Source organism: Acidimicrobiales bacterium (genome assembly GCA_036378675.1).
Taxonomy (GTDB): domain Bacteria; phylum Actinomycetota; class Acidimicrobiia; order Acidimicrobiales; family Palsa-688; genus DASUWA01.
Genome location: DASUWA010000023.1, coordinates 101,568 through 120,960 on the forward strand (window position 1 = coordinate 101,568; position 19,393 = coordinate 120,960).

22 protein-coding genes and 2 riboswitches are annotated in these 19,393 nt (G+C 64.5%); of the genes, 7 read left to right on the plus strand and 15 right to left on the minus strand.

The window, feature by feature from the left end; genetic code table 11:
* Positions 1-13 precede the first annotated feature (13 nt).
* Positions 14-487, minus strand: a complete 474-nt coding sequence (locus VFZ97_08895) for a Chromate resistance protein ChrB (protein HEX6393545.1) — start codon at positions 485-487, stop codon at positions 14-16.
* Positions 488-667: 180 nt separating this feature from the next.
* Between VFZ97_08895 and VFZ97_08900 the strand changes: the two genes are divergently transcribed.
* A complete protein-coding gene (locus VFZ97_08900) occupies positions 668-1,645 on the plus strand; it encodes an undecaprenyl-diphosphate phosphatase (GenBank protein ID HEX6393546.1) in 978 nt (325 codons plus the stop codon).
* A 31-nt stretch (positions 1,646-1,676) separates the two neighbouring features.
* Here the strand turns inward: VFZ97_08900 and VFZ97_08905 are convergent, their stop codons facing one another.
* Genes VFZ97_08905 through VFZ97_08915 form a run of 3 tightly spaced genes read right to left on the minus strand, consistent with a single transcriptional unit; the run spans position 1,677 to position 5,544 of the window.
* The gene (locus VFZ97_08905) at positions 1,677-4,031 is read right to left on the minus strand and encodes a CoA transferase (protein ID HEX6393547.1); all 2,355 of its coding nucleotides are present in this window, start codon (positions 4,029-4,031) and stop codon (positions 1,677-1,679) included.
* Positions 4,028-5,161, minus strand: coding sequence for a hypothetical protein (locus VFZ97_08910; GenBank protein ID HEX6393548.1), 1,134 nt, complete (start codon positions 5,159-5,161; stop codon positions 4,028-4,030). Before VFZ97_08910 ends, VFZ97_08905 begins: the two co-directional genes overlap by 4 nt.
* Entirely contained in the window at positions 5,158-5,544 is a 387-nt protein-coding gene (locus VFZ97_08915) for an OB-fold domain-containing protein (protein ID HEX6393549.1), read from the minus strand. The genes VFZ97_08910 and VFZ97_08915 overlap by 4 nt, the downstream gene beginning before the upstream one ends.
* A gap of 46 nt (positions 5,545-5,590) precedes the next feature.
* Here VFZ97_08915 and VFZ97_08920 point away from each other — a divergent pair, with 46 nt between their 5' ends.
* Positions 5,591-6,778 (plus strand): amidohydrolase family protein, encoded by a 1,188-nt coding sequence (locus VFZ97_08920; protein ID HEX6393550.1) that lies wholly within the window; start codon positions 5,591-5,593, stop codon positions 6,776-6,778.
* Here the strand turns inward: VFZ97_08920 and VFZ97_08925 are convergent.
* The gene (locus VFZ97_08925) at positions 6,775-7,248 is read right to left on the minus strand and encodes a carboxymuconolactone decarboxylase family protein (GenBank protein HEX6393551.1); all 474 of its coding nucleotides are present in this window, start codon (positions 7,246-7,248) and stop codon (positions 6,775-6,777) included. The two genes, VFZ97_08920 and VFZ97_08925, sit on opposite strands and share 4 nt — an antisense overlap.
* 216 nt (positions 7,249-7,464) lie before the next feature.
* Here VFZ97_08925 and VFZ97_08930 point away from each other — a divergent pair, with 216 nt between their 5' ends.
* The 3 genes from VFZ97_08930 to VFZ97_08940 are packed head-to-tail and all read left to right on the plus strand — an operon-like array spanning position 7,465 to position 10,192.
* Entirely contained in the window at positions 7,465-7,938 is a 474-nt protein-coding gene (locus VFZ97_08930) for a VOC family protein (protein HEX6393552.1), read from the plus strand.
* A gap of 35 nt (positions 7,939-7,973) precedes the next feature.
* Complete coding sequence (locus VFZ97_08935) at positions 7,974-9,776, plus strand: NAD(P)/FAD-dependent oxidoreductase (GenBank protein ID HEX6393553.1); 1,803 nt, start codon at positions 7,974-7,976, stop codon at positions 9,774-9,776.
* Entirely contained in the window at positions 9,773-10,192 is a 420-nt protein-coding gene (locus VFZ97_08940) for a RidA family protein (GenBank protein HEX6393554.1), read from the plus strand. Before VFZ97_08935 ends, VFZ97_08940 begins: the two co-directional genes overlap by 4 nt.
* 10 nt (positions 10,193-10,202) lie before the next feature.
* Here the strand turns inward: VFZ97_08940 and VFZ97_08945 are convergent, their stop codons facing one another.
* From VFZ97_08945 to VFZ97_08965, 5 genes are read right to left on the minus strand one after another with little or no spacing between them, the layout of a single operon-like run.
* Positions 10,203-10,646, minus strand: coding sequence for a hypothetical protein (locus tag VFZ97_08945; GenBank protein ID HEX6393555.1), 444 nt, complete (start codon positions 10,644-10,646; stop codon positions 10,203-10,205).
* 12 nt (positions 10,647-10,658) lie between these two features.
* The gene (locus VFZ97_08950; protein ID HEX6393556.1) at positions 10,659-11,129 is read right to left on the minus strand and encodes a DUF3052 domain-containing protein; all 471 of its coding nucleotides are present in this window, start codon (positions 11,127-11,129) and stop codon (positions 10,659-10,661) included.
* A gap of 33 nt (positions 11,130-11,162) precedes the next feature.
* Positions 11,163-11,570 (minus strand): DJ-1/PfpI family protein, encoded by a 408-nt coding sequence (locus VFZ97_08955; protein HEX6393557.1) that lies wholly within the window; start codon positions 11,568-11,570, stop codon positions 11,163-11,165.
* Between the two features lie 34 nt (positions 11,571-11,604).
* The gene (locus VFZ97_08960; protein HEX6393558.1) at positions 11,605-12,171 is read right to left on the minus strand and encodes a TetR/AcrR family transcriptional regulator; all 567 of its coding nucleotides are present in this window, start codon (positions 12,169-12,171) and stop codon (positions 11,605-11,607) included.
* Positions 12,172-12,212: 41 nt separating this feature from the next.
* A complete protein-coding gene (locus VFZ97_08965) occupies positions 12,213-12,839 on the minus strand; it encodes a DNA-3-methyladenine glycosylase I (GenBank protein ID HEX6393559.1) in 627 nt (208 codons plus the stop codon).
* A gap of 151 nt (positions 12,840-12,990) precedes the next feature.
* Between VFZ97_08965 and VFZ97_08970 the strand changes: the two genes are divergently transcribed.
* Entirely contained in the window at positions 12,991-13,737 is a 747-nt protein-coding gene (locus VFZ97_08970) for an SDR family oxidoreductase (protein ID HEX6393560.1), read from the plus strand.
* Positions 13,738-13,746: 9 nt separating this feature from the next.
* Here the strand turns inward: VFZ97_08970 and VFZ97_08975 are convergent, their stop codons facing one another.
* A complete protein-coding gene (locus tag VFZ97_08975) occupies positions 13,747-14,136 on the minus strand; it encodes a metalloregulator ArsR/SmtB family transcription factor (GenBank protein ID HEX6393561.1) in 390 nt (129 codons plus the stop codon).
* 40 nt (positions 14,137-14,176) lie between these two features.
* Positions 14,177-14,305, plus strand: a riboswitch (cobalamin riboswitch).
* Positions 14,306-14,389: 84 nt separating this feature from the next.
* On the opposite strand from VFZ97_08975, the gene VFZ97_08980 reads away from it, so the two are divergent.
* Positions 14,390-15,496, plus strand: coding sequence for a HoxN/HupN/NixA family nickel/cobalt transporter (locus VFZ97_08980; protein ID HEX6393562.1), 1,107 nt, complete (start codon positions 14,390-14,392; stop codon positions 15,494-15,496).
* 21 nt (positions 15,497-15,517) lie between these two features.
* On the opposite strand, the gene VFZ97_08985 is transcribed toward VFZ97_08980, so the two are convergent.
* The 4 genes from VFZ97_08985 to VFZ97_09000 form a co-directional block, all read right to left on the minus strand.
* Positions 15,518-15,970 (minus strand): CBS domain-containing protein, encoded by a 453-nt coding sequence (locus VFZ97_08985; GenBank protein ID HEX6393563.1) that lies wholly within the window; start codon positions 15,968-15,970, stop codon positions 15,518-15,520.
* Positions 15,971-15,973: 3 nt separating this feature from the next.
* A complete protein-coding gene (locus tag VFZ97_08990) occupies positions 15,974-16,177 on the minus strand; it encodes a rhodanese-like domain-containing protein (protein ID HEX6393564.1) in 204 nt (67 codons plus the stop codon).
* A gap of 35 nt (positions 16,178-16,212) precedes the next feature.
* Positions 16,213-17,916 carry a phosphomethylpyrimidine synthase ThiC gene (thiC, locus tag VFZ97_08995; GenBank protein ID HEX6393565.1) on the minus strand — a complete coding sequence of 568 codons (1,704 nt, stop codon included), beginning with the start codon at positions 17,914-17,916 and terminating at the stop codon, positions 16,213-16,215.
* A 6-nt stretch (positions 17,917-17,922) separates the two neighbouring features.
* Positions 17,923-18,004, minus strand: a riboswitch (TPP riboswitch).
* A gap of 241 nt (positions 18,005-18,245) precedes the next feature.
* Positions 18,246-19,391, minus strand: coding sequence for a CaiB/BaiF CoA-transferase family protein (locus tag VFZ97_09000; GenBank protein ID HEX6393566.1), 1,146 nt, complete (start codon positions 19,389-19,391; stop codon positions 18,246-18,248).
* Positions 19,392-19,393 lie beyond the last annotated feature (2 nt).

Consider the following 19,393-nt stretch of genomic DNA (forward strand, 5'->3'; position numbering starts at 1 on the left):
CCGACCGTTGGCTTTACGGCTGCTCCCTCGCTTGGTAGACCTGATCCCCGAACGCATCCAGAGCCTCGCCGCACTCCTTGAGACGCCGTTCGGCTAAGACCCCGGCGGGAGCGCTAAACAGGTCACGCGCCCGGATCTGGCGGTACCACCGCCGCAGACGATCCAGGCTTTGTTCTTCCTCGTCCAACTCGGCCAAGGTCAGCTTGCCTTTACGTACCTCGTCGACGAGTTCGGCTTCGTACTTGTCGCAGTCAGCGAGGAACTCCGACCACTCCGCCTCGCGCTGCTCAGTGAACAGTGCTTCGAGTTGGGCCACGCTGGCGTCATCATCTCCAACAGCCAGGACCACGGGGTGCCCGCCGGCTACGTCAATGGTCCGGACGACCTGATCGAAACCCTCGTCGAAGCCCTCACCTGTCGGCAGAGCCCAGGTCCCCTGCTGTAGGGAAACCGCGCCGAGGCGGCGCAGCTCGCGCCATGCCGCCACCCGGTGCCGGGACGGTTCGCTCGGAAGGCGGTAGGTGATGAGCCGCCAGGACAGGGAACCACCTCCTGAGATCCCTCGGGCGTTTCGGCCGACAGTGTAACGTGTGCTACTTCGAGACCCGTATCATCCGAGCGCCGAGTGGCGCCGCACCTCTGCCCGAACCCCCGAGGATTTTGCCCCGTGTCGTATTTGCAGGCCATCGTCATCGCCGTTCTCCAAGGCGTGACCGAACTGTTCCCGATCTCGAGCCTGGGGCACTCGGTGCTCGTCCCCGCGTGGATCGGCGGCAGCTGGCACACCCTGGTAACCCAATCATCACAAGCGAGCAGCGAGAAGTCCTTCTATCTCGCTTACATCGTCGCCCTGCACTGCGCCACTGCATTCGCGCTTCTGTGGTACTTCCGAGCCGACTGGTTCCGGATAATACGAGGCTTCATTCAGAGCCTCGGCCGATCCATGCGGCAACGGCAACTGATCATCGAGGGCCGTGATGAGCGACTGGCCTGGATGATCGTCTTCGCGACCATTCCCGTCGGCCTCACCGGGATACTTCTAGAGCACACCTTCCGGACGGTTTTCGCCAAGCCGGTAGCTGCAGCGGCGTTCCTATTCATCAACGGCCTGATTCTCGTTGCCGGTGAACGCATGCGGCGACACCAGCCGGCCTCACGGCCGGCGGATAGTTCAGCGATCGACCACAACGGCCGAGCTGACAGAGACTCTCGGTCGGGCGGCCGGCAGCGTTCGGAGATACAGGCGGCCCGTGAAGCAGACGCCCGGCTTGCCAACCTGTCACTCAGGGAGGCTCTCTATATCGGCTCTCTGCAGATCGGGGCCCTCTTCGCTGGCATCAGCCGTTCAGGAATCACGATGGTCGGCGGTCTGTGGCGGGGCCTCGACCATGAGGACGCTGCGCGCTTTGGGTTCCTCTTAGCCACCCCGGTTATCTTCGCCGCAGGTGTGCTCAAACTCCCCTCACTCGCCGGCTCTGCCGGCGCGCACATCCACGGCCAAGTCGCAGTCGGAGTAATCGTCGCAGGAATCGCCGCCTACTTCTCTGTCAGATTCCTCATGCGGTACTTCCAGACCCGCACCCTCACGCCGTTCGCGATCTACTGCCTGATCTTCGGAGCGGCCAGCTTCTTCCGATTCGTCTGAGCCGCTGGGGCGCAACCGAGAGATCGTGATATCAGCTCGTGCCGCTGTCGTAGACGATGCGATCGGCGATCAGCTGATCGATCTCGCCGTCGCCGTAGCCCAACTGACTCAGCACAACGCGGGAACTGTCGCCAACGACCAAAGGCGGACCGGCTATCCGCGCCGGCGTATCGGAGAAGTCGAACAGGAGTCCCAGCTGACTCAACGCGCCGACGAGGGGCTGGTCGTACGTGGTAACCCAACTCCGCTCTAACAAATCTGGATCGTCAAAAAGACCGAGGGCCACGTCGGGATCGCACAACTCGACCGGAACCCCTGCTGCGTCGAGGATTGAGCACCACTCGGCGGCCGGCCGCCCTGAGAACGTCGACTCCAGCTCTGCTGCCAGGGCCTCGTCGTCTCGGTCGGCCAGAAGGTCGGCCCGATCCACGGCCCGACAAAACGAGCCCCACTGATCGTCGGTGCGCACGCCAAGGCACAACCAGCCCGAACGGGTTCCGTACAGTCGGCGTCGGGCGCTGAAGCCGAGCTGGTTCGCGTCAAGAAGAGGCCGGCCGGAACCGGATCCGTCCGGGCCGAGCCACGCCGACGCGGCGAGAAGCTGAGCGCGCACGATGGACGTGGTGACCAGCTGACCCTGGCCGGTGCGGTCGCGGTGGATAAGCGCCATGACGACACCGATGGCCGACAGGAACCCGTTGCCGACGTCACCCAGCGACGTCAGGCTCGAAGCGGGTCGCCCGCCGCGTTCGCAACCGCCGTCAGCATGCAGTACCCCGGCCAGCGCGCCCCCGGTTTGGTCGTTGCCTGGTAGATCGGCGCGCGCGTCGTCGAAGCCCGCCGTGTGGCAGTAGATCAAGTCCGGGTTCACCCCGCGCAAACGCTCGTAGTCGACCCCGAGCCGGGTGGCGGCCGTGCGTCGCATGTTCGTGTGGACGACGTCGGCGCGCGCCACCAGGCTGTGGAGTACCTCCTGGCCCGCCGGTTTCCTCAGGTTTAGGGCCAAGCCGAGCTTGCCCCGGTTGCACGCCATCGCCATGTGGGTGGTGTGCCAGTAAGAGTCGGACTTCCGGTTGACCTTGATGACCTGGGCGCCGAGGTCGGACAGCATTTGCGTCCCCCAGGGGCCGGCCACGGCAAGGCCGAGGTCGACCACGAGGATGCCATCGAGCGGAGGCGCGTGAGAAGCGCGGGGCGCATCTTTTTCCCCTGTCTGTTGTGTATCCGCGGCTGCCGAGGGCTCCGCGACGGAAGGATCGCAGCCGTGCAGCCTGATTGCCAGGCCCGGCTGGCGAACCCCACGCACGGTTATGACAGAGCCGTCGGCGATGAGAAGCGGATCGTCGAGCGCCTCCTCCATCGTCATCACCGGCTGCAGTGCGTTGTCCGTCGCCGCAGCCACCTTCGTCCATTCCTCGGCAGAGAAACGGCGGAACGCCTCGACCATCAGCGGGTGATAGTGGTGCAGGACCGCCAGGTCGGCGGGGTCGGGCATGATGCGCGCCGAATCGAGGTGAATTGGAGGTATCTCCGCCTGGGGATCGAGCGCATCTCCGTCGGACACGCCTAGCACGAACGCAGGTCGCGGGACCCAGTGGCAGATCCATCGCCCGTCGGCGCACTCGAAGTGCCCTCGGTGTGACCTGGAGTCAAAGACCCAGCTGTCATAGCTCGGGGCGTCGGGATGCTCGGCCCGTTGCCACGCGCCCCAGGTTGTCGCCAGCACACCTTGCAGCATCGAGGTCTCCACCCGCTGCCCGCGTCCTGTCCGCCCCCGGGCGTGGATCGCGGAAAGAGCGGCCAGCGCCCCGAGGTAGGCGGCCGCGATCGCCGGCTGCGGGGTGGCGGGATGGATCGGTCCGGTCCGCTCGCAACCGTCCCAGCACCCTGGCGGCGCGACAAGGTCCGGCGCGAGCGGCGGGGTTCCAGAGAGGCGTGCGATCGGGCCGCCAACCCACCCCTTTTGTTCCCACATCAGCCCGGACCGGGCGGCGACGAGGAACGGATCGTCGGGCCGGCCGGCGTGGCGTGCGATGGAGCCGTACGCGGTGATCGAGCATCTGACGAGACGGGGGTTGGCGGAGGCGAGGAGATCATCGGTGATCCCGAGCTCCGCGGCTTGCGCCGGTGTCCAGCTGTCCAAGTACAGATCGGCGCCGCGGGCAATCTCAACCACGGCTCCGACGTCCGCGGGCAGGTCGACGGTGACGCTCCTCTTGTTGCGCATCCATACACGCGCGCCAGGTTCGTCGCGTACCGGATCACCGCCCGGCGGCTCGAGCTTGGTTACGACGGCGCCCTGGTCGGCCAGAAGCATCGAGGCCATCGAGCCCGCGACGCTCCTGGTCATGTCGAGCACCTCCAACCCCTGAAGGGCTGCGCTCATTGGGCTCGGAGGATCAGCGCGCTGCTGAGCGACGACACCAGGACATGCTCGACGCCGGGGACCTGGTTCGCGGCCTGCCCGCGAGCCTGGCGCACCCCTTCGATCACCGTGTTCATGCCGTGGATGTAGGCCTCGCCGAGCAGCCCGCCGTGAGTGTTGACGGGCAGTTCGCCGCCGAGGTCGATGGCACCGCTGGCGATGTAGGAAGCGGCTTCACCCCGGCCGCAGAACCCGAAAGCCTCCAGCACCAGCAGGGCGAGGGGGCTGAAGTTCTCGTAGATCTCGGCGACGTCGATGTCGCCGGGGCGGAGGCCGGTCTGGCCCCAGAGCCTCGCGGCGCATCGTTGTGCGTCGGCAAAGCCGGCCAGGTCGGGCAGGTAGTAGTTGTTCATAATGCTCGTGCCGGTGACATGAGCGTCGACCGCGCCCACCACCGAGACCGGTGCAGGCAGATCGGTCGCCCGATCGGCCGAGGTGACGACGATCGCGACTCCGCCATCGCTTTCTTGGCAGCAGTCGAACAGCCGCAGCACGGGCTCGACGATCCACCTCGACTGCTGATGCTCGTCGAGGGTGATCGGTCGCTGATAGAACCAGGCGTTCGGATTGGTCGCAGCGTGACGGCGGGCGACGACGACATAGCGACCGAAGTCCTCATTGGTCACGCCGTATTCATGCATGTAACGCCGGAACCAGAGGGCGTACATCTTCGCCGGTGTGTCGATGCCGTATGTGAAGTGGACGTCGAGCGGGGCTGCCGTCGTACGGCGGACGAGTGGTTGGCCGAACCTCCGGCCGGAGCGCTCGTTCATGGCTCTATATATGAGGACCGTCCGGGCGGCGCCGGCCGCGATCGCCGACGCTGCGACTTGGACGGTCGCACACGCGGCGTAACCCCCGCCCGGCACCCGCGACCAGTAATGAAGTTCAGACAAGCCGAGCGCCCGCATCAACGACAGCTCGTCGTTGTCGTCTACCGCGAAGGTGACCAGCCCGTCCACCTCGGAGGGCACGAGCCCGGCGTCCCGGATCGCGGCCAATCCGGCTTCCGCCGCCAGCTGCAGGGAGCTGCGGCCGGAGTCCTTCGAGAACTCGGTGTGCCCGATTCCCGCGATCACCGATCCGGTCATGGCGACGCCCGAAACATTGGAATCACCGCGTCGTCCTGGTCGGCGAAGTCGACTTCGACCGGCAGATCCTCGTACGGTCCTGGCCCCGGCGGGTCGACCAGGTTCGAAACGACTCTGACTCCCTCCTCGAGCTCGACGAGGATCACGACCGTCGGCGGATCCTCCGGCCGGTTCGGGTGGTGGGACAACATCCAAGAGAGGACCCGACCCCGGCCCGATGAGGCCTCGTAGTCGCTGGACACGGAACCGCAGGCGCCGCACATCGGCACGGGCGGGTGCCTCCGAGCACCGCAGTCGGCACAGCGCTGGATCACCAGCTGGTGCCGATCGGCCCCTTCCCAGAAGCCGAGCTCGTCACGAGATCTCACCGGGCGGCTCGGCATCACGCAGGTATAGCAATATCTGTGCGAGCTGTGCCACAGTTTCCCTGTGGCGACAGCGATGAAGGGCCTGTGCATTATCGACGCCGACACTCACCTGACCGAACCCCACGACATGTGGACGTCCAGGGCGCCGGCGTCGATGCGCGAAAGGGTTCCGAGGGTAGTGGACGTAGATGGGATACCGACCTGGGTCGTTGACGGGGTTCGGATCAACCCGGCACTTGCCAACGGCGTCATCAACACCGAAGGGGTGAAGGTCCGGGGCACCCGCTTCTTCGGATGGACCATCGATCAGGTTCATCGCGGCGCCCACTCCGTGCCTGAACGCGTTGCGATGATGGACGAGCAAGGCATCTGGGCCCAGATCGTCTACCCGAATGCGTTCGGCTTAGGAACCCAGCAGTTCATGAGCGTGGTCGACGAGGATCTCCGCCTGCTCACGGTCCAGATCTTCAACGACGCAATGGCTGACATGCAGGACCAGTCGGGCGATCGCCTTTTCGGGATGGCCGCCTTGCCGTTCTGGGACATCGGTGCCTGCCTCGCCGAGGTCAACCGCATTCACGAGCGCGGCATCCGGGGGATCAATCTGACCTCCGCGCCGCACGAGCACGGAATACCCGACCTCGGCACGGCGCACTGGGATCCGCTGTGGGAGATGTGCAGCGATCTCGGGTTGCCGGTCAACTTCCACATCGGGGCAGCTGTATCCGACATGTCCTGGTTCGGATCGGTGTGCTGGCCGTCGCTCGGGATGAACCAGAAGCTGGGGTTGGGTTCGGCGATGCTCTATCTCAACAACGCCGGCGTTTTTGGCAACCTGATCTACTCCGGTGTGCTCGAGCGCCACCCGGACCTCCAGTTCGTGTCGGTGGAGAGTGGCGTCGGGTGGATCCCGTTCTTCCTGCTGGCACTCGATTACCAACTGGGAGAGATGAGCGCGAGGTCGCTCGAGCATCTGTCGATGCTCCCGTCGGAGTACTTCCGCCGGCAGGTCAACGCCTGCTTTTGGTTCGAGACCACCGGGATAGACCGGGCGATCGAGACCATCGGCTACGAGCATCTCCTTTTCGAGACCGACTTCCCGCACCCGACCTGTACATATCCCAATGGCGTGGAGATGGCGGCGGAGGCGCTGGCTGGAGTTGACGATGATGTACGGCGCGCGGTCATGGGCGGGAACGCGGCCCGGCTGTACCGGATCAAGACTTCCGAGGGAGTCCTAGGGAGTTAGGCAAACTGTCCCGGCTGGTAGTCGCCCGCAGGTTGCCGAACCATGACGTTGAGGCGGTTGTACGCGTTGATGACGGCTATGACCGCAACAAGGGCCCCCAGTTGTTCCTCGTCGTAATGCTTGGCCGCGTTCGCCCACACCTCGTCGGGGACGCCTCCCGCTGCGTCGGCGATCCGGGTTCCCTGTTCGGCCAGCTCGAGGGCGGCGCGCTCGGCCTCGGTGAAGACCGTTGCCTCCCTCCACGCCGCAACCAGGTTGAGCCGAAGCTGAGTCTCGCCGGCGTCAAGGGCGTCCTTGGTGTGCATGTCGGTGCAGAAGCCGCAGCCGTTGATCTGGCTCGCCCGAAGCTTCACCAACTCTTGAGTCGCGGCCGGAAGGGTCGACTCGGTGAGGACTCGACCTGCGGAGTTGAGGTACTTGCCGAACTTCATGGCGAGGCTGTTCTCGAAAAGGTTCATGCGAGCGTCCATGGTTGTCTCCTGTGTCGACTCGTGTTGGGGGTCGGTCTGCCACGTTTGACGACATACGGTCCTCTGTTGTGACAACGTTGGAGGCGTTCCAGCCGAGTGCGAATCATGGCTGCCAGCCGAATGCAAGGGGGAACCTCCATGAGTAGAGACGCGCGATGAGCTACGGGCCCGAGTTCCGTCCAACCAGGTGAGACCGTCGCGCGAAGGAGAACCGCCATGCCCAAGATCACGCCCTTCCTGTGGTTCGATAACCAAGCCGAGGAAGCCGCTAGCTACTACGTTTCCATCTTCAAGAACTCCCGGATCCTCGCCGTGCAGCGCCAGGGAGAAGGAGGCCACGGCGAACCCGGATCGGCGCAAACGGTCAGCTTCGAGCTCGACGGCCAGGAGTTCACCGCACTCAACGGAGGGCCGCAGTTCCGCTTCAACGAGGCGGTCTCGTTCGTGGTGCCGTGCAAGAACCAGGAGGAGGTCGACGAGTACTGGGAGCGCCTGAGCGACGGTGGTGAGGAGGGTCCCTGCGGCTGGCTCAAAGACCGCTTCGGGCTCTCCTGGCAGGTTGTCCCGGATCGGCTGATCGAGCTGCTCGGCGACCCCGATCCGGCGCGCTCGCAGCGGGCCTTCCAGGCGATGATGCAGATGAGGAAGATCGATATCCGGGCGCTGGAGGACGCAGTCGCGGGTGGGTGACCCCGGCTTTGAAGTAGGTACACTGCGTGTCCAGAATGTCCACTGAGACGCGCGATGACCTCGGGTTCGACCCAGCCGCTCTGAGGGACCGCTACCGCTACGAGCGCGACAAGCGCCTCCGGGTCGATGCCAACGACCAGTACATCCAGATCGCCGGCGACTACGCCCACTATCTCGAGGATCCGTACATCGAGCCAGTCGAGCGCCAGCCGCTCCGCGACCAAGTCACCGTCGCGCTCATAGGCGGGGGGTTCGGGGGGCTGGTCGCCGGTGCTGAGCTCAAGCAGGCCGGCATCGACGACATCCGCATCATCGAGAAGGGCGGTGACTTCGGGGGCACCTGGTACTGGAACCGCTACCCCGGTGCGCAGTGCGACGTCGAGTCGTACATCTACCTCCCGTTCCTCGAGGAAACCGGCTATCTGCCGACGGAGAAGTACGTCCACGCGCCGGAGATCCTCGATCACTGTCACCGCATCGCCGCTCACTTCGGGCTCTACGAGAATGCGTGCCTGTCCACCGAAGTGACCGGTCTCGAATGGGACCCCTCGCGCTCGTGCTGGGTCATCAGGACCAATCGAGGCGACGAGATGACCGCGCGGTTCGTCGTGATGGGCACCGGACCTCTTCACCGTCCGAAGCTTCCGGGACTCCCGGGGATAGAGACCTTCCGAGGCCACAGCTTCCACACCAGCCGCTGGGACTACGACTACACCGGCGGAGACTCGAACGGGAATCTGAGCAGGCTCGCTGACAAGAAGATCGCCATCATCGGCACCGGCGCCACGGCGGTCCAAGCAGTTCCGCACCTCGCTCGGGCTGCCGAACAGCTTTACGTCTTCCAGCGCACTCCTTCCTCGATCGACGTGCGGGGCAATCGGCCGACGGACGCTGAGTGGGCCGCTCGGCTACAACCCGGCTGGCAGCGCAAGCGCATGGAGAACTTCACCCTTCTCACCTCGGGCGGTATCGCCGAGGAGGACCTGGTGATGGACGGCTGGACCGACATCATCGGCCGGCTGATCTCGCGGCTGCGGGAGCAGCGAACCGCAGGGGTCGGAGGCGATGGGGAGTTCAGCCCGATGGAGATGGCGGACTTCGAGAAGATGGAGCAGATCCGCTCGAGGGTCGACGAGATCATCGAGGACCCCGACACCGCGGCCGCCCTGAAGCCCTGGTACCGGCAGTTCTGCAAGCGGCCGTGCTTCCACGACGAGTACCTGCAGGCCTTCAATCGGCCGAACGTGAAGCTCGTGGACACCGACGGTCGAGGTGTCGACCGTGTCACGGAGAAGGGCATCGTGGTGCGCGGGAGTGAGTACGAGGTGGATTGCATCATCTACGCGACCGGGTTCGAGGTCGGCACCGACTACACCCGGCGCGCCGGTTACGACGTCATCGGTGCCGACGGTGTCCTCCTATCCGAATACTGGAAGGGCGGGATGCGCTCCGTTCACGGCATGCACGTGCACGGATTCCCCAACATGTTCATCATCGGCCACACCCAGGGCGGCTTCACCGCCAACTACCCGCACCTCCTCCACGAGGCCAGCTCGCACGTGGCCCACATCGTCCGATCGGGGCTCGACGGCGGCGCTCGGGAGTTCGAGGCGACGACTGAAGCCGAGGACGAGTGGCTGCAGACGCTCGCCGACAGCGCCCTCAACGTCCGCTCCTTCCAGGAGCAGTGCACGCCTGGGTACTACAACAACGAGGGCCGGCCTGCCGAAGGCGGGTTCATCGTCAACTCATACGGCAAAGGCCCTCTGGCATTCTTCAAGCTGCTTGCCGAGTGGCGTGACGCCGGGACCTACCCCGGTCTCGACGTTCGCTATTGAGGACCGAAGCCAGCTTGCTGTCGTCGCGCCCGTCGAAACGGCAGGTTAATCCGTGGTTGTGGCAGGAGAAGTACGGCTTCTCGCAGGCTTGGAGGGTTGAGGATGCCCAGACTGTCGTGTTCCTCTCGGGGCAGGGTCCAGTGTTGCCCGACGGTCACGTGCTCGAGGGAAACTTCGAAGAACAGGCCAGGCTCGCGTTCGAGAATCTCAAGACAGTTCTCGAGCAAGCAGGCGTTGGATTCGAATCGGTCGTGAAGCTGACGGCCTACTTCACCGACGTGTCGAACCTTCGAACTTTCTCTCGAGTCAGGAATGAATTCATCAGCGGTGACCCGCCGGCCTCAACCGTCGTGGAGGTTGCAGCACTTGCGCTTCCGGGGATGACCATAGAAGTGGAAGCGATAGCGGTTAGCTAGCTGAAACCGCTCAAGTCGGCGGTACATCGAAAGCGAAGTACTGAACCTCGATCATCATCGGCAGGAGGTAGCCAACGTAGAAGTTGGTAATCGAGAGGCCCGGATGCTTCTCGACTTTCTTGTCGATGATGTCTACGCGCTGATCACGGGTCCGGTACTCGATTGCACGGTCGTAGAAGAGGTCCAGCTCCTCTTCGCTGCCGACCCCGAGGCCGAAATGGTCCAGACGTGGCGCGCGCATCGGATTGTCGTCAGCGATCAGGAAGACAAACTGATCGATGGTATGCGCGCCCAGAACAAGCTTCTCGCGGTCGACCGTCTCGGTAGGGTACTCGTGCCATCCGAAGACTTCCGAGTAGAAGTCGACGATTTCGCGCCTTCCATCCTCGGCCAAGAGGTCGGCTGGAACACTCATGGCGACGTGGTTGAACCGGGGCTGTCCTGGCTTAGGCATGGCGTCTCACCGTCACTTTCCTGGACCCAGAGTTTGCTTCGTTCGCACTTGATTGCGGGCATGCGGGCGCAGCTCCTTACGAAGAACGAGCTTCAACGCGGACCAGGTGTTGTCGATGGCGCAGACCTTCACGTCCACCCAGCCGATCGGCAGGGCGACATCCCGTACCGCGCGCTCGGTCATATCTGAAGCAATCTTCGACGCTTTCTTCGGCCACGCCACCCAGAATGCGCCCTCGGGAGGCAGGTTTGTGACCAACCATTGGATGTTGCGGGCCAGATGCTCGCGCTCCTTCACGAATCCTACGATGAGGTCTACCCGTTGACCGCGTCGCAGTCCATGCTGGATCGCGACGTCGTCGGGCAGCAGGCCGAGTGTCGCCTCGAACCCCTCGGGAGCGTGGAGGAGCGCTACGTGCATGCCGGGCTTGATGCCAAGTTTCTTGGGTAGCGGGGTTCCCGAATATCCCGCAGTTGACTCCATTGCCTGATGATATTTCCGCGGCACGTTGGTCGGTCAGACCGGTGGCTCGGGGTCGTATTGAATGAACTTCCGTACGTCTCGGGCCCGATCCTCGCTCGCCAAGCGGCGGACGAGGTGCAGGGCCATGTCTATTCCCGCAGATACTCCTGATGACGTGATCACATCTCCGTCGCCGACGAATCGCTCATTCGGGCGTACGTCGATGGAGGGGTCAATTCGGGCGAGAAGTTCGAGGGAGGCCCAGTGGGTCGTTGCGGGACGATTCTTTAGGAGGCCTGCGGCTGCTAGAACGAGCGAGCCGGTGCAGACGCTTGCCACTATGGCGACCTGTTGCCGCTGGTCGTTTAGCCAATCGAGCTGCTCGCGGTCCGTCAGCTGTGGGCGTGTTCCCCGCCCGCCGGGGTAGATGAGGACTTCCAACGGCGGCGCGTCGAGATACACCGACTTCTCCCGGGCGCCTAACCCCGCGCGGAACCTAGGCCTGATTGACCAGCCCGGGCCATGCAAGGGCCAAGATTCGATCCGCGGCGGCCGGGCTGTTCTGGCGGTGCCCGACGATCAGCCGCAACCAGAGTGGCGCGTACAGAAGGTCCACTGCGTCCTCTACGTCGAGGTCGGGGCGGAGCTCTCCGGTCCTTTTGCCTTCGGCGAGGGTGGCTGCGCCGCGCGCGCGGCGGTGCGCGAAAAACCGGTCCCGGAAGTCCTCTGCCAGCGCCGGGTCGCCCTGTGCGTCGGCCACGACTTCACGTATCAGGTCACCGTTGTGTGAGCTGAACATCGTTGCCACTCGGCGCATCTGGATTCGGATCGCTTCGTAGGTGGATTCGGGCAGGTGGGCGGGGACCGGATCGGTGATCTCGGCGAGAGCGTCCATGATCACAGCCGACTTCGAGGGCCACCACCGGTAGATGGTCTGCTTGCCAACCCCCGCCGCGGCAGCGATCTCGTCGACACTTACCGCCCTGGGACCCCGCTCGGACACCAGGTCTCGGGCGCTGTCGAGCACCCTTCGTCGGGCCTCCGGGTCCCGGGTTCGCGCCACCGATCAATCCTGAGGGGGACGACGGATTGCCCGAGTTCGAGTCACTTCTTGCTCCGCGGGGTGCGGAGAAAGGCCTCTCGTTGCTTCTCCGTGATCGCTCGCCAGTGGCAGCCATCTAAGTGGTCGTTGACGACTCCGAGTGACTGCATGGCCGCGTAAACCGTGGTCGGACCGACAAACGAGAAGCCATTACGCCGCAGAACCGAGGACAAGGCTTTCGACTCGGGCGTCGATGATTGGAGATCACCAATTCGTCGCGGCGCCTTTTCAATACGTGGGCGGCGCTGCCATACCAGGTCCGCCAGGGATATTCCTTGTTCGCGAAGCGCGATGGTGGCTCGTGCGTTGGCGATGGTTGCGTTGATCTTGGCTCCGTTTCGCACTATCCCCGGGTTGCTGAGCAACCTGTCGACTTCAGCGTCCCCGAACTTGGCCACCACCGCCGGGTCGAACGAGGCGAACGCCTCGCGGAATGCCTCTCGCTTTCGCAGGATCGTGAGCCAGGAAAGGCCGGCTTGGAAGCCTTCCAGGCACAGCTTCTCGTAAACCGCGTCGTCGTTGCCGACTGGGCGCCCCCACTCGTCGTCGTGGTAGGCCCCGAGCTCCGGGGGTGAGGTGCCCCAGACGCACCGCTGCAGGCCGTCATCGCCAAGGACTAAATCTTTCAAGGCATCTCCGTCTCTGTGCGACTCACTCGCGACCTCGCTACCCAGTCCCGTCCAACTCTAGCTGGACCCCCCGGAATACGAGACACCCGGTCTTTGTTAGAGATAACGAGACAAGCGGTCTCACTATCTGTCTTGCTAAAGAGGAGCTGACATGGCTGATCTGACCGGCAGAACTGCACTAGTCACGGGCGCCACCAGCGGAATCGGGAAGGCCACTGCAATCGCCCTGGCCGAAGCCGGAGCTACGGTCGCGGTGAGCGGCCGAGACAAGGACAAGGGGCAGGGTGTGGTCGAGGAGATCCGCTCGGCTGGAGGTTCAGCGGTGTTCGTGGCTGCCGATCTGGCAGATGCCGAAGCTGCCCTTGACCTCGCTGCTCGTGCCAACGAATCCCTGGGCGGCCGGGTGGACATCTTGGTCAACAGCGCGGGCATCTTTCCCTTCGGTCCGACCGACTCCATCGACGAGCCCACTGTCGATGCCGTCTACGCCTTGAACGTCAAGGCTCCCTGGTTCCTGGTCGCCGCGATCGCTCCGGGGATGGCTGCTCGAGGTTCGGGGGCGATCGTCAACGTGTCGACGATGGTCGCCCAGTTCGGGGCCGAGGGGATGGCGCTGTACGGGTCGAGCAAGGCCGCGGTGGAGCTGCTGACCAAGGCCTGGGCGGCGGAGTACGGCCCCAAGGGCGTGAGGGTGAATGCCATAAGCCCTGGTCCCACCCGCACTGAGGGCACCGCCGCGATGGGAGAAGCTCTCGATCAGCTCGCATCACTTGCGCCCGCCGGTCGCCCGGCCACCCCGGAGGAGATCGCCGCGGGAATCGTGTTCCTCGTCAGCGACGAGGCGAGCTTTGTCCACGGAGCCGTGCTCGCGGCCGATGGCGGGCGCGCGGCTACCTGATCGGCGTGATCAGGTGGGCGCCGGGCTAGCGACCAGGTCGAGGAGGTACTCGATGCTTGGGTCGGCTATGCGGTAACGGACGACGCGCCCGTCTCTTTCGGTGGTGACCGCCTGGCTCGCTCGCAGGTGACGGAGGGCTTGGGATGTGGTGTCGTCGTTGAGGTCGGCCGCCGCGGCGAGGTCGGAGACGCTGATCGGACCCGCGACCTTGATGCACGTGAGCACCTTCAGGCGAGTCAAGTCCGCCAGCACCGAGAAGCGGTTGGCCCAGTGAAGGATGGCCGCCTGGTCTTCGAGGGCCTCGATCGCGGAGCAAACACGGTTGCCGTCGATGACCCTTCTGTGCGCTCGCTCCGGGGGTACCAGGTGCATGCTCCAGTATCCCAAACCGGCGCTCACCTGATCGTCTGATCAGGCTTGACTCCCTGATCGTCGATCGTTAGGGTGGCGTCGCTCCGGCTGACCGGGGCGACATCACGACAGCGAAGTCCGGTGAGATCCCGGCACTGTCCCGCAACGGTGAAGCCCTTCGGGGGTAAGTCCGGACGCCTGGGTGATGTCGACGTGACCGAACCCTCGGCGCAAGGGCGGTGCGTTTCGACGCTCAGCAGTTGTCGGGCCACTCCACCTTCGAGGCAGCAAGGAGAAGTGGATGACCGAGACGCTTGGGGGTACGGGTCGAGGAGGGGTGGTGTTGTCGACGGCCGAGCGAGCTCGGTTGGGCCTGATGGCCGCGGTGGTGCTCGCGATCAACGTCATCGGCTGGGGCATCTTCATCTTTGCCATCGCCCCGCACCACTTCCGGTACAAGGGCCTCGGGATCGGCTTGGGCGTTGCGCTGACCGCGTGGACCTTAGGGGCGAGGCACGGCTTCGACGCCGATCACATCTCGGCTATCGACAACACCACCCGAAAGCTCATGGCCGACGGCAGCCGGCCGTTGGGCACCGGCTTCTTCTTTGCTCTCGGTCATGCGACAGTCCTCGTTTTGGTCGGTGCCGGGTTGTGCGTCGCGGCGCGGGCAGTGTTCGGGGCGATAGTCGATCCTGCTTCGAGCTTCGAGACAACCGGAGGGGTGATCGGAACTTCCCTGGCAGCCGGGTTTCTATACCTCATCGCGGCGTTGAACCTGGTCGTTCTGGCTGGAATCCTCAAAGTGTTCCGGCGGATGCGCCAGGGCGGCTTCGACGAAGAAGAACTCGAGCGCCAACTCCAGGCGAGAGGGCTCATGTACCGATTCTTCGGACGGTTCGTGCGATCAATCACGAAGAGCTGGCACATGTTCTTCGTCGGAGCCGTCTTCGGGATCGGCTTCGATACCGCCACGGAAGTGCTGCTCCTCAGCGCGACAGCAACAGCAGCAACCCAAGGCCTCCCTTGGTACGCGGTCCTTTCTCTGCCCCTGCTCTTCGCTGGCGGGCTCACCATCTTCGACACCCTCGACGGGTTCTTCATGAACTTCGCCTACGGGTGGGCCTTCGCCCGGCCGGTCCGCAAGGTGTACTACAACCTAGTCATCACCGGACTGTCCATCGCCGTCGCGCTGTTGATCGGCACCATCGAGATCGCCAGCGTTCTATCGGACAAGCTCAACCTTCACGGTGGCATTTGGGACCTCATGGCCAACTTCGACATCAATCAGGCCGGTTACATAGTCGTTGGGCTCTTCATCGCCGTTTGGTTCGCCGCTGTCACCTACTGGAAGTTTGCCCGGATCGAAACCCGCTGGGCCACAAGTGTGATCGACCAACCGGAGTAGCGCAGAGTGGCCCACAAGCGATCATTCTGGACGCAAGATCCCAAGCAGTTCTCCGTCCGGTGTCGTCACCAGAAGCTCACGAACGCGGCTGCCCGCCATGCGTTCCCGGGCTTCTTTTAGGTTCTCGCTGGGTCTGATCGTGGTGGGTCCGGGTCTCATCACGTCGCCGGCGGAGCGCGGGTCTTCGGCATCGATCGCATCCAGGTGCTCTAAGCGTCCGGCCACGATTCCCTGACTGTTGACCACCACAGAAGCGGTGATGTTGGGTCCCAATCGCCGGCGGACTGCACCGACCTGTTCGTCGACGTCGCAGGTCCGCACGCCGCGATCCATCGCGGTCAGGACGCGGGGTTCGGACGGGCCAGGCCCCTCAGTCGCCCAACCCGCTGCGATCCAGTCGATCTTGCCGGTCGAGTAGTCGTAAACCTCGACGAATCCGAGTTGTTCGAGCCGCCACGCGGCTCGCGGGCTCATGTCTCAAAGGGCATCCCAGCAGTAGACGGCGACCGGCCGGGAGGCGTCGAGTCGAGCAGCGCTGTGGGAGTCGAGTTCTTTGAGGGGAATGTTCACCGCACCCGGAATGTGTTCCTCCGCATACTCATCGGCTGGGAGGACCTCAACCAGCTGGGCTCCGTTGTCCATCAGTTCGCGAAGGCGGTGACGATCAATCGACCTAGGCATCGGTCTCCTCCGGATGGGTTTCGATGTGTTCTCAGTCAAGTCGCTTTTTGCGGTAACAGGTAGATCTCGCTTCCGCTCGAGCGGAACTCCTCCGCCTTGTCCTGCATCGCCTCCTGGATCCGGTCGGCGGCGCGAAGGTCGTGGCTGATTCTCATCGAGCAGAACTTGGGCCCGCACATCGAGCAGAAGTGGGCGGTTTTCGCGGACTCCGCTGGAAGGGTCTCATCGTGATAGGCCCTGGCGGTGTCCGGATCCAGGGCCAGTTCGAACTGGTCCTCCCAGCGGAACTCGAAGCGAGCCTTGGAGAGCGCGTCGTCCCACGCCCTTGCCCCGGGGTGGCCCTTGGCCAGGTCGGCCGCATGAGCAGCGATCTTGTAGGCGATGACACCGGCCTTGACGTCGTCGCGGTCGGGCAGCCCCAGATGTTCCTTGGGGGTGACGTAGCACAGCATCGCGGTGCCCGCCCAGCCGATCATGGCGGCGCCTATGGCCGAGGTGATGTGGTCGTAGCCAGGGGCTATGTCGGTGGTGAGCGGGCCGAGCGTGTAGAAGGGGGCCCCGTGGCAGTACTGACGCTGGAGGTGCATGTTCTCTTGGATCTGATGCATCGGTACGTGACCGGGTCCCTCGACCATGACCTGCGCACCGCGTTCCCACGCGACTTCGGTCAGCTCACCGAGGGTTCGCAGCTCGGCGATTTGGGCTTCGTCGTTGGCGTCCGCGATCGAGCCGGGTCGAAGGCCGTCGCCGAGCGAGAACGCTACGTCGTATGCCGCGAGGATCTCGCACAGTTCTTCGAAGTGGGAGTAGAGAAAGTTCTCTTGATGGTGCGCGAGGCACCAGGCGGCCATGATCGAACCGCCCCGGCTTACGATCCCGGTGACCCTCTTGACCGTGAGCGGGATGTACCGCAATAGCAGTCCGGCGTGGACCGTCATGTAGTCGACGCCCTGCTCCGCTTGCTCGATAACAGTGTCGCGGTAGACGTCCCACGACAGCCGCTCCGCGACACCGTCGACCTTCTCCAGCGCCTGATAGATGGGGACCGTTCCTATCGGTACCGGGGAGTTGCGGATTATCCAGCCGCGGGTGGTGTGAATGTCCCGACCGGTTGACAGGTCCATGACGGTGTCTGCGCCCCACCGGGTCGCCCACTCAAGCTTGTCGACTTCCTCAGCGACCGACGAGGTCACCGAGGAGTTGCCGATGTTGGCGTTGATCTTCACTAAGAAGCGCGCCCCGATGAGCATCGGTTCGGACTCGGGGTGGTTGATGTTCGCGGGAAGGATCGCGCGCCCGGCGGCTAGTTCCTCCATCACCGCGTCGGCCGGTATGCCCTCGCGAATGGCTGCGAACTCCATCTCGGGGGTCAGGATCCCCTGGCGGGCGTAGTGGAGCTGGGTGACGATCGCACCATGCTTCGCTCGCCGTGGTTGTCGGCTTTCGCGGGTATGGGAGGGATACCTCTGAGCGCCCCTAGCGGCGGCCCTGCCGTCATCGCGAACGTCGACCACCCTGCCCGAATACCGCTCCGTGTCGCCGCGCTCATCGATCCACGGCTCGCGAAGCAGGGGCAGTCCCGCTTCCCGTGGCGCCCCCGGCCCCGCGGTGTGGTAGCGCAGCAACTCCGCGTTGGGGGTTCCGTCGGGTGAATCGTGCAACCGCACCCCTTGAAACGGGACCCGGATGTCGGGTCGTGACCCGGTGACGAAGACGCGATTTCCTTTGGCTAGGCCCATGATTTCCTCCCTACGCCGGTATTAGCCGGATCAGGTCTAACGGTCGGGGTATCAGACCCCCTCTCAGCCCGAGCCTCGGGCTCCCGTGTGTCGCTCCCCTCACCATAGCGCCGGGCACGACCAACCAAAGTCGTGCGCTGGGTTCAATCCTCGGTCCCGACGGCGACGAAACACGAGCTCTCGTTACGCTCACGCCGTGCCTGTGCCTCTGAAAGACGGCTCTCAGACAGGGATCTCGTACGACTCGGTCGCTGCGACGTATCAGCGCGTCGCGGCTCCGCGGTTCTGCCTATCCATATTCCGGTTGGGATAGGGCCCGGGCCCAAGACTTAGCGCAACACCCCTGAAGCGCGCAGTTCGGCTGCCGCATCGGTATCGATGCCCGCCCACTCGGCGAGGACCTCGTCGGTGTGCTCGCCAATCTCGGGAGGGGGGCGGCGGAGCGAACCGGGGGTCACGCTGAACCGCGGCGCCGGCGCGGGTTGCGCAACACCGTCAACATCCGCGTAGGCGTGCCGACCCGAGTTGTGGGGGTGGTCTGGCACCTCGTCGATGTCGAGCACTGGGGTTACACAGGCATCGCTGCCCTCGAACGTCTTGCACCACTCTTCACGTGTGCGGGTTTTGAATACTTCAGAAAAACGTCGCTTGACCTCGGGCCAGCTGGCCGAATCCATCTGGGCAGGAAGCGAGCCGGGGTCGAGGCCGAGGCCCTCGATCAACCGGGCGTAGAACTGTGGCTCGATCGCGCCCACCGAAACCCATCGGCCGTCTGCAGCCTCGTACGCGTCGTAGAAAGGCGCGCCGGAGTCGAGCAGGTTCGTGCCGCGCGGGGACGGCGGTGAACGTCGAGGCCCGAAGAAGGGGAGCATGAGCAATGCGCTCCCGTCGACCATCGCCGCGTCGACGACCTGACCCCGCCCGCTGCGCCGCGCTTCGACAAGTGCGCACATCAACCCGAACGCCAAAAGCATCCCGCCCCCTCCGAAGTCGCCGACCAGGTTCAGAGGCGGAGTGGGAGGCTGGCCCGCCCGACCGATCATTCCGAGCGCACCGCTCAGCGAGATGTAGTTGATGTCGTGCCCCGCGCTTTTTGCCAGCGGCCCATCCTGACCGAAACCAGTCATCCGTCCGTACACGAGCGCGGGATTGCGGCCGAGGCACACCTGCGGTCCCAATCCCAGGCGTTCCATGACACCGGGACGGAAGCCCTCGATCAACATCTCGGCCGACTCAACCAAACGGAGGACGACATCGATTCCCGCGGGGTGCTTGAGGTCCACGGCTACCGACCGCTGCCCCCGGCCGAGCAGCTCAGAGCTGAAGGCAGGCGCACCCGCAAGACGGTCAACCCGCACGACGTCCGCTCCCATGTCGGCGAGCATGCAAGCGGCGAACGGTCCCGGCGCAAGGCTGGCGATCTGAAGCACCCTGATTCCGGCCAGCGGACCGACGGGAGGCATTGCCGCGTTCACGG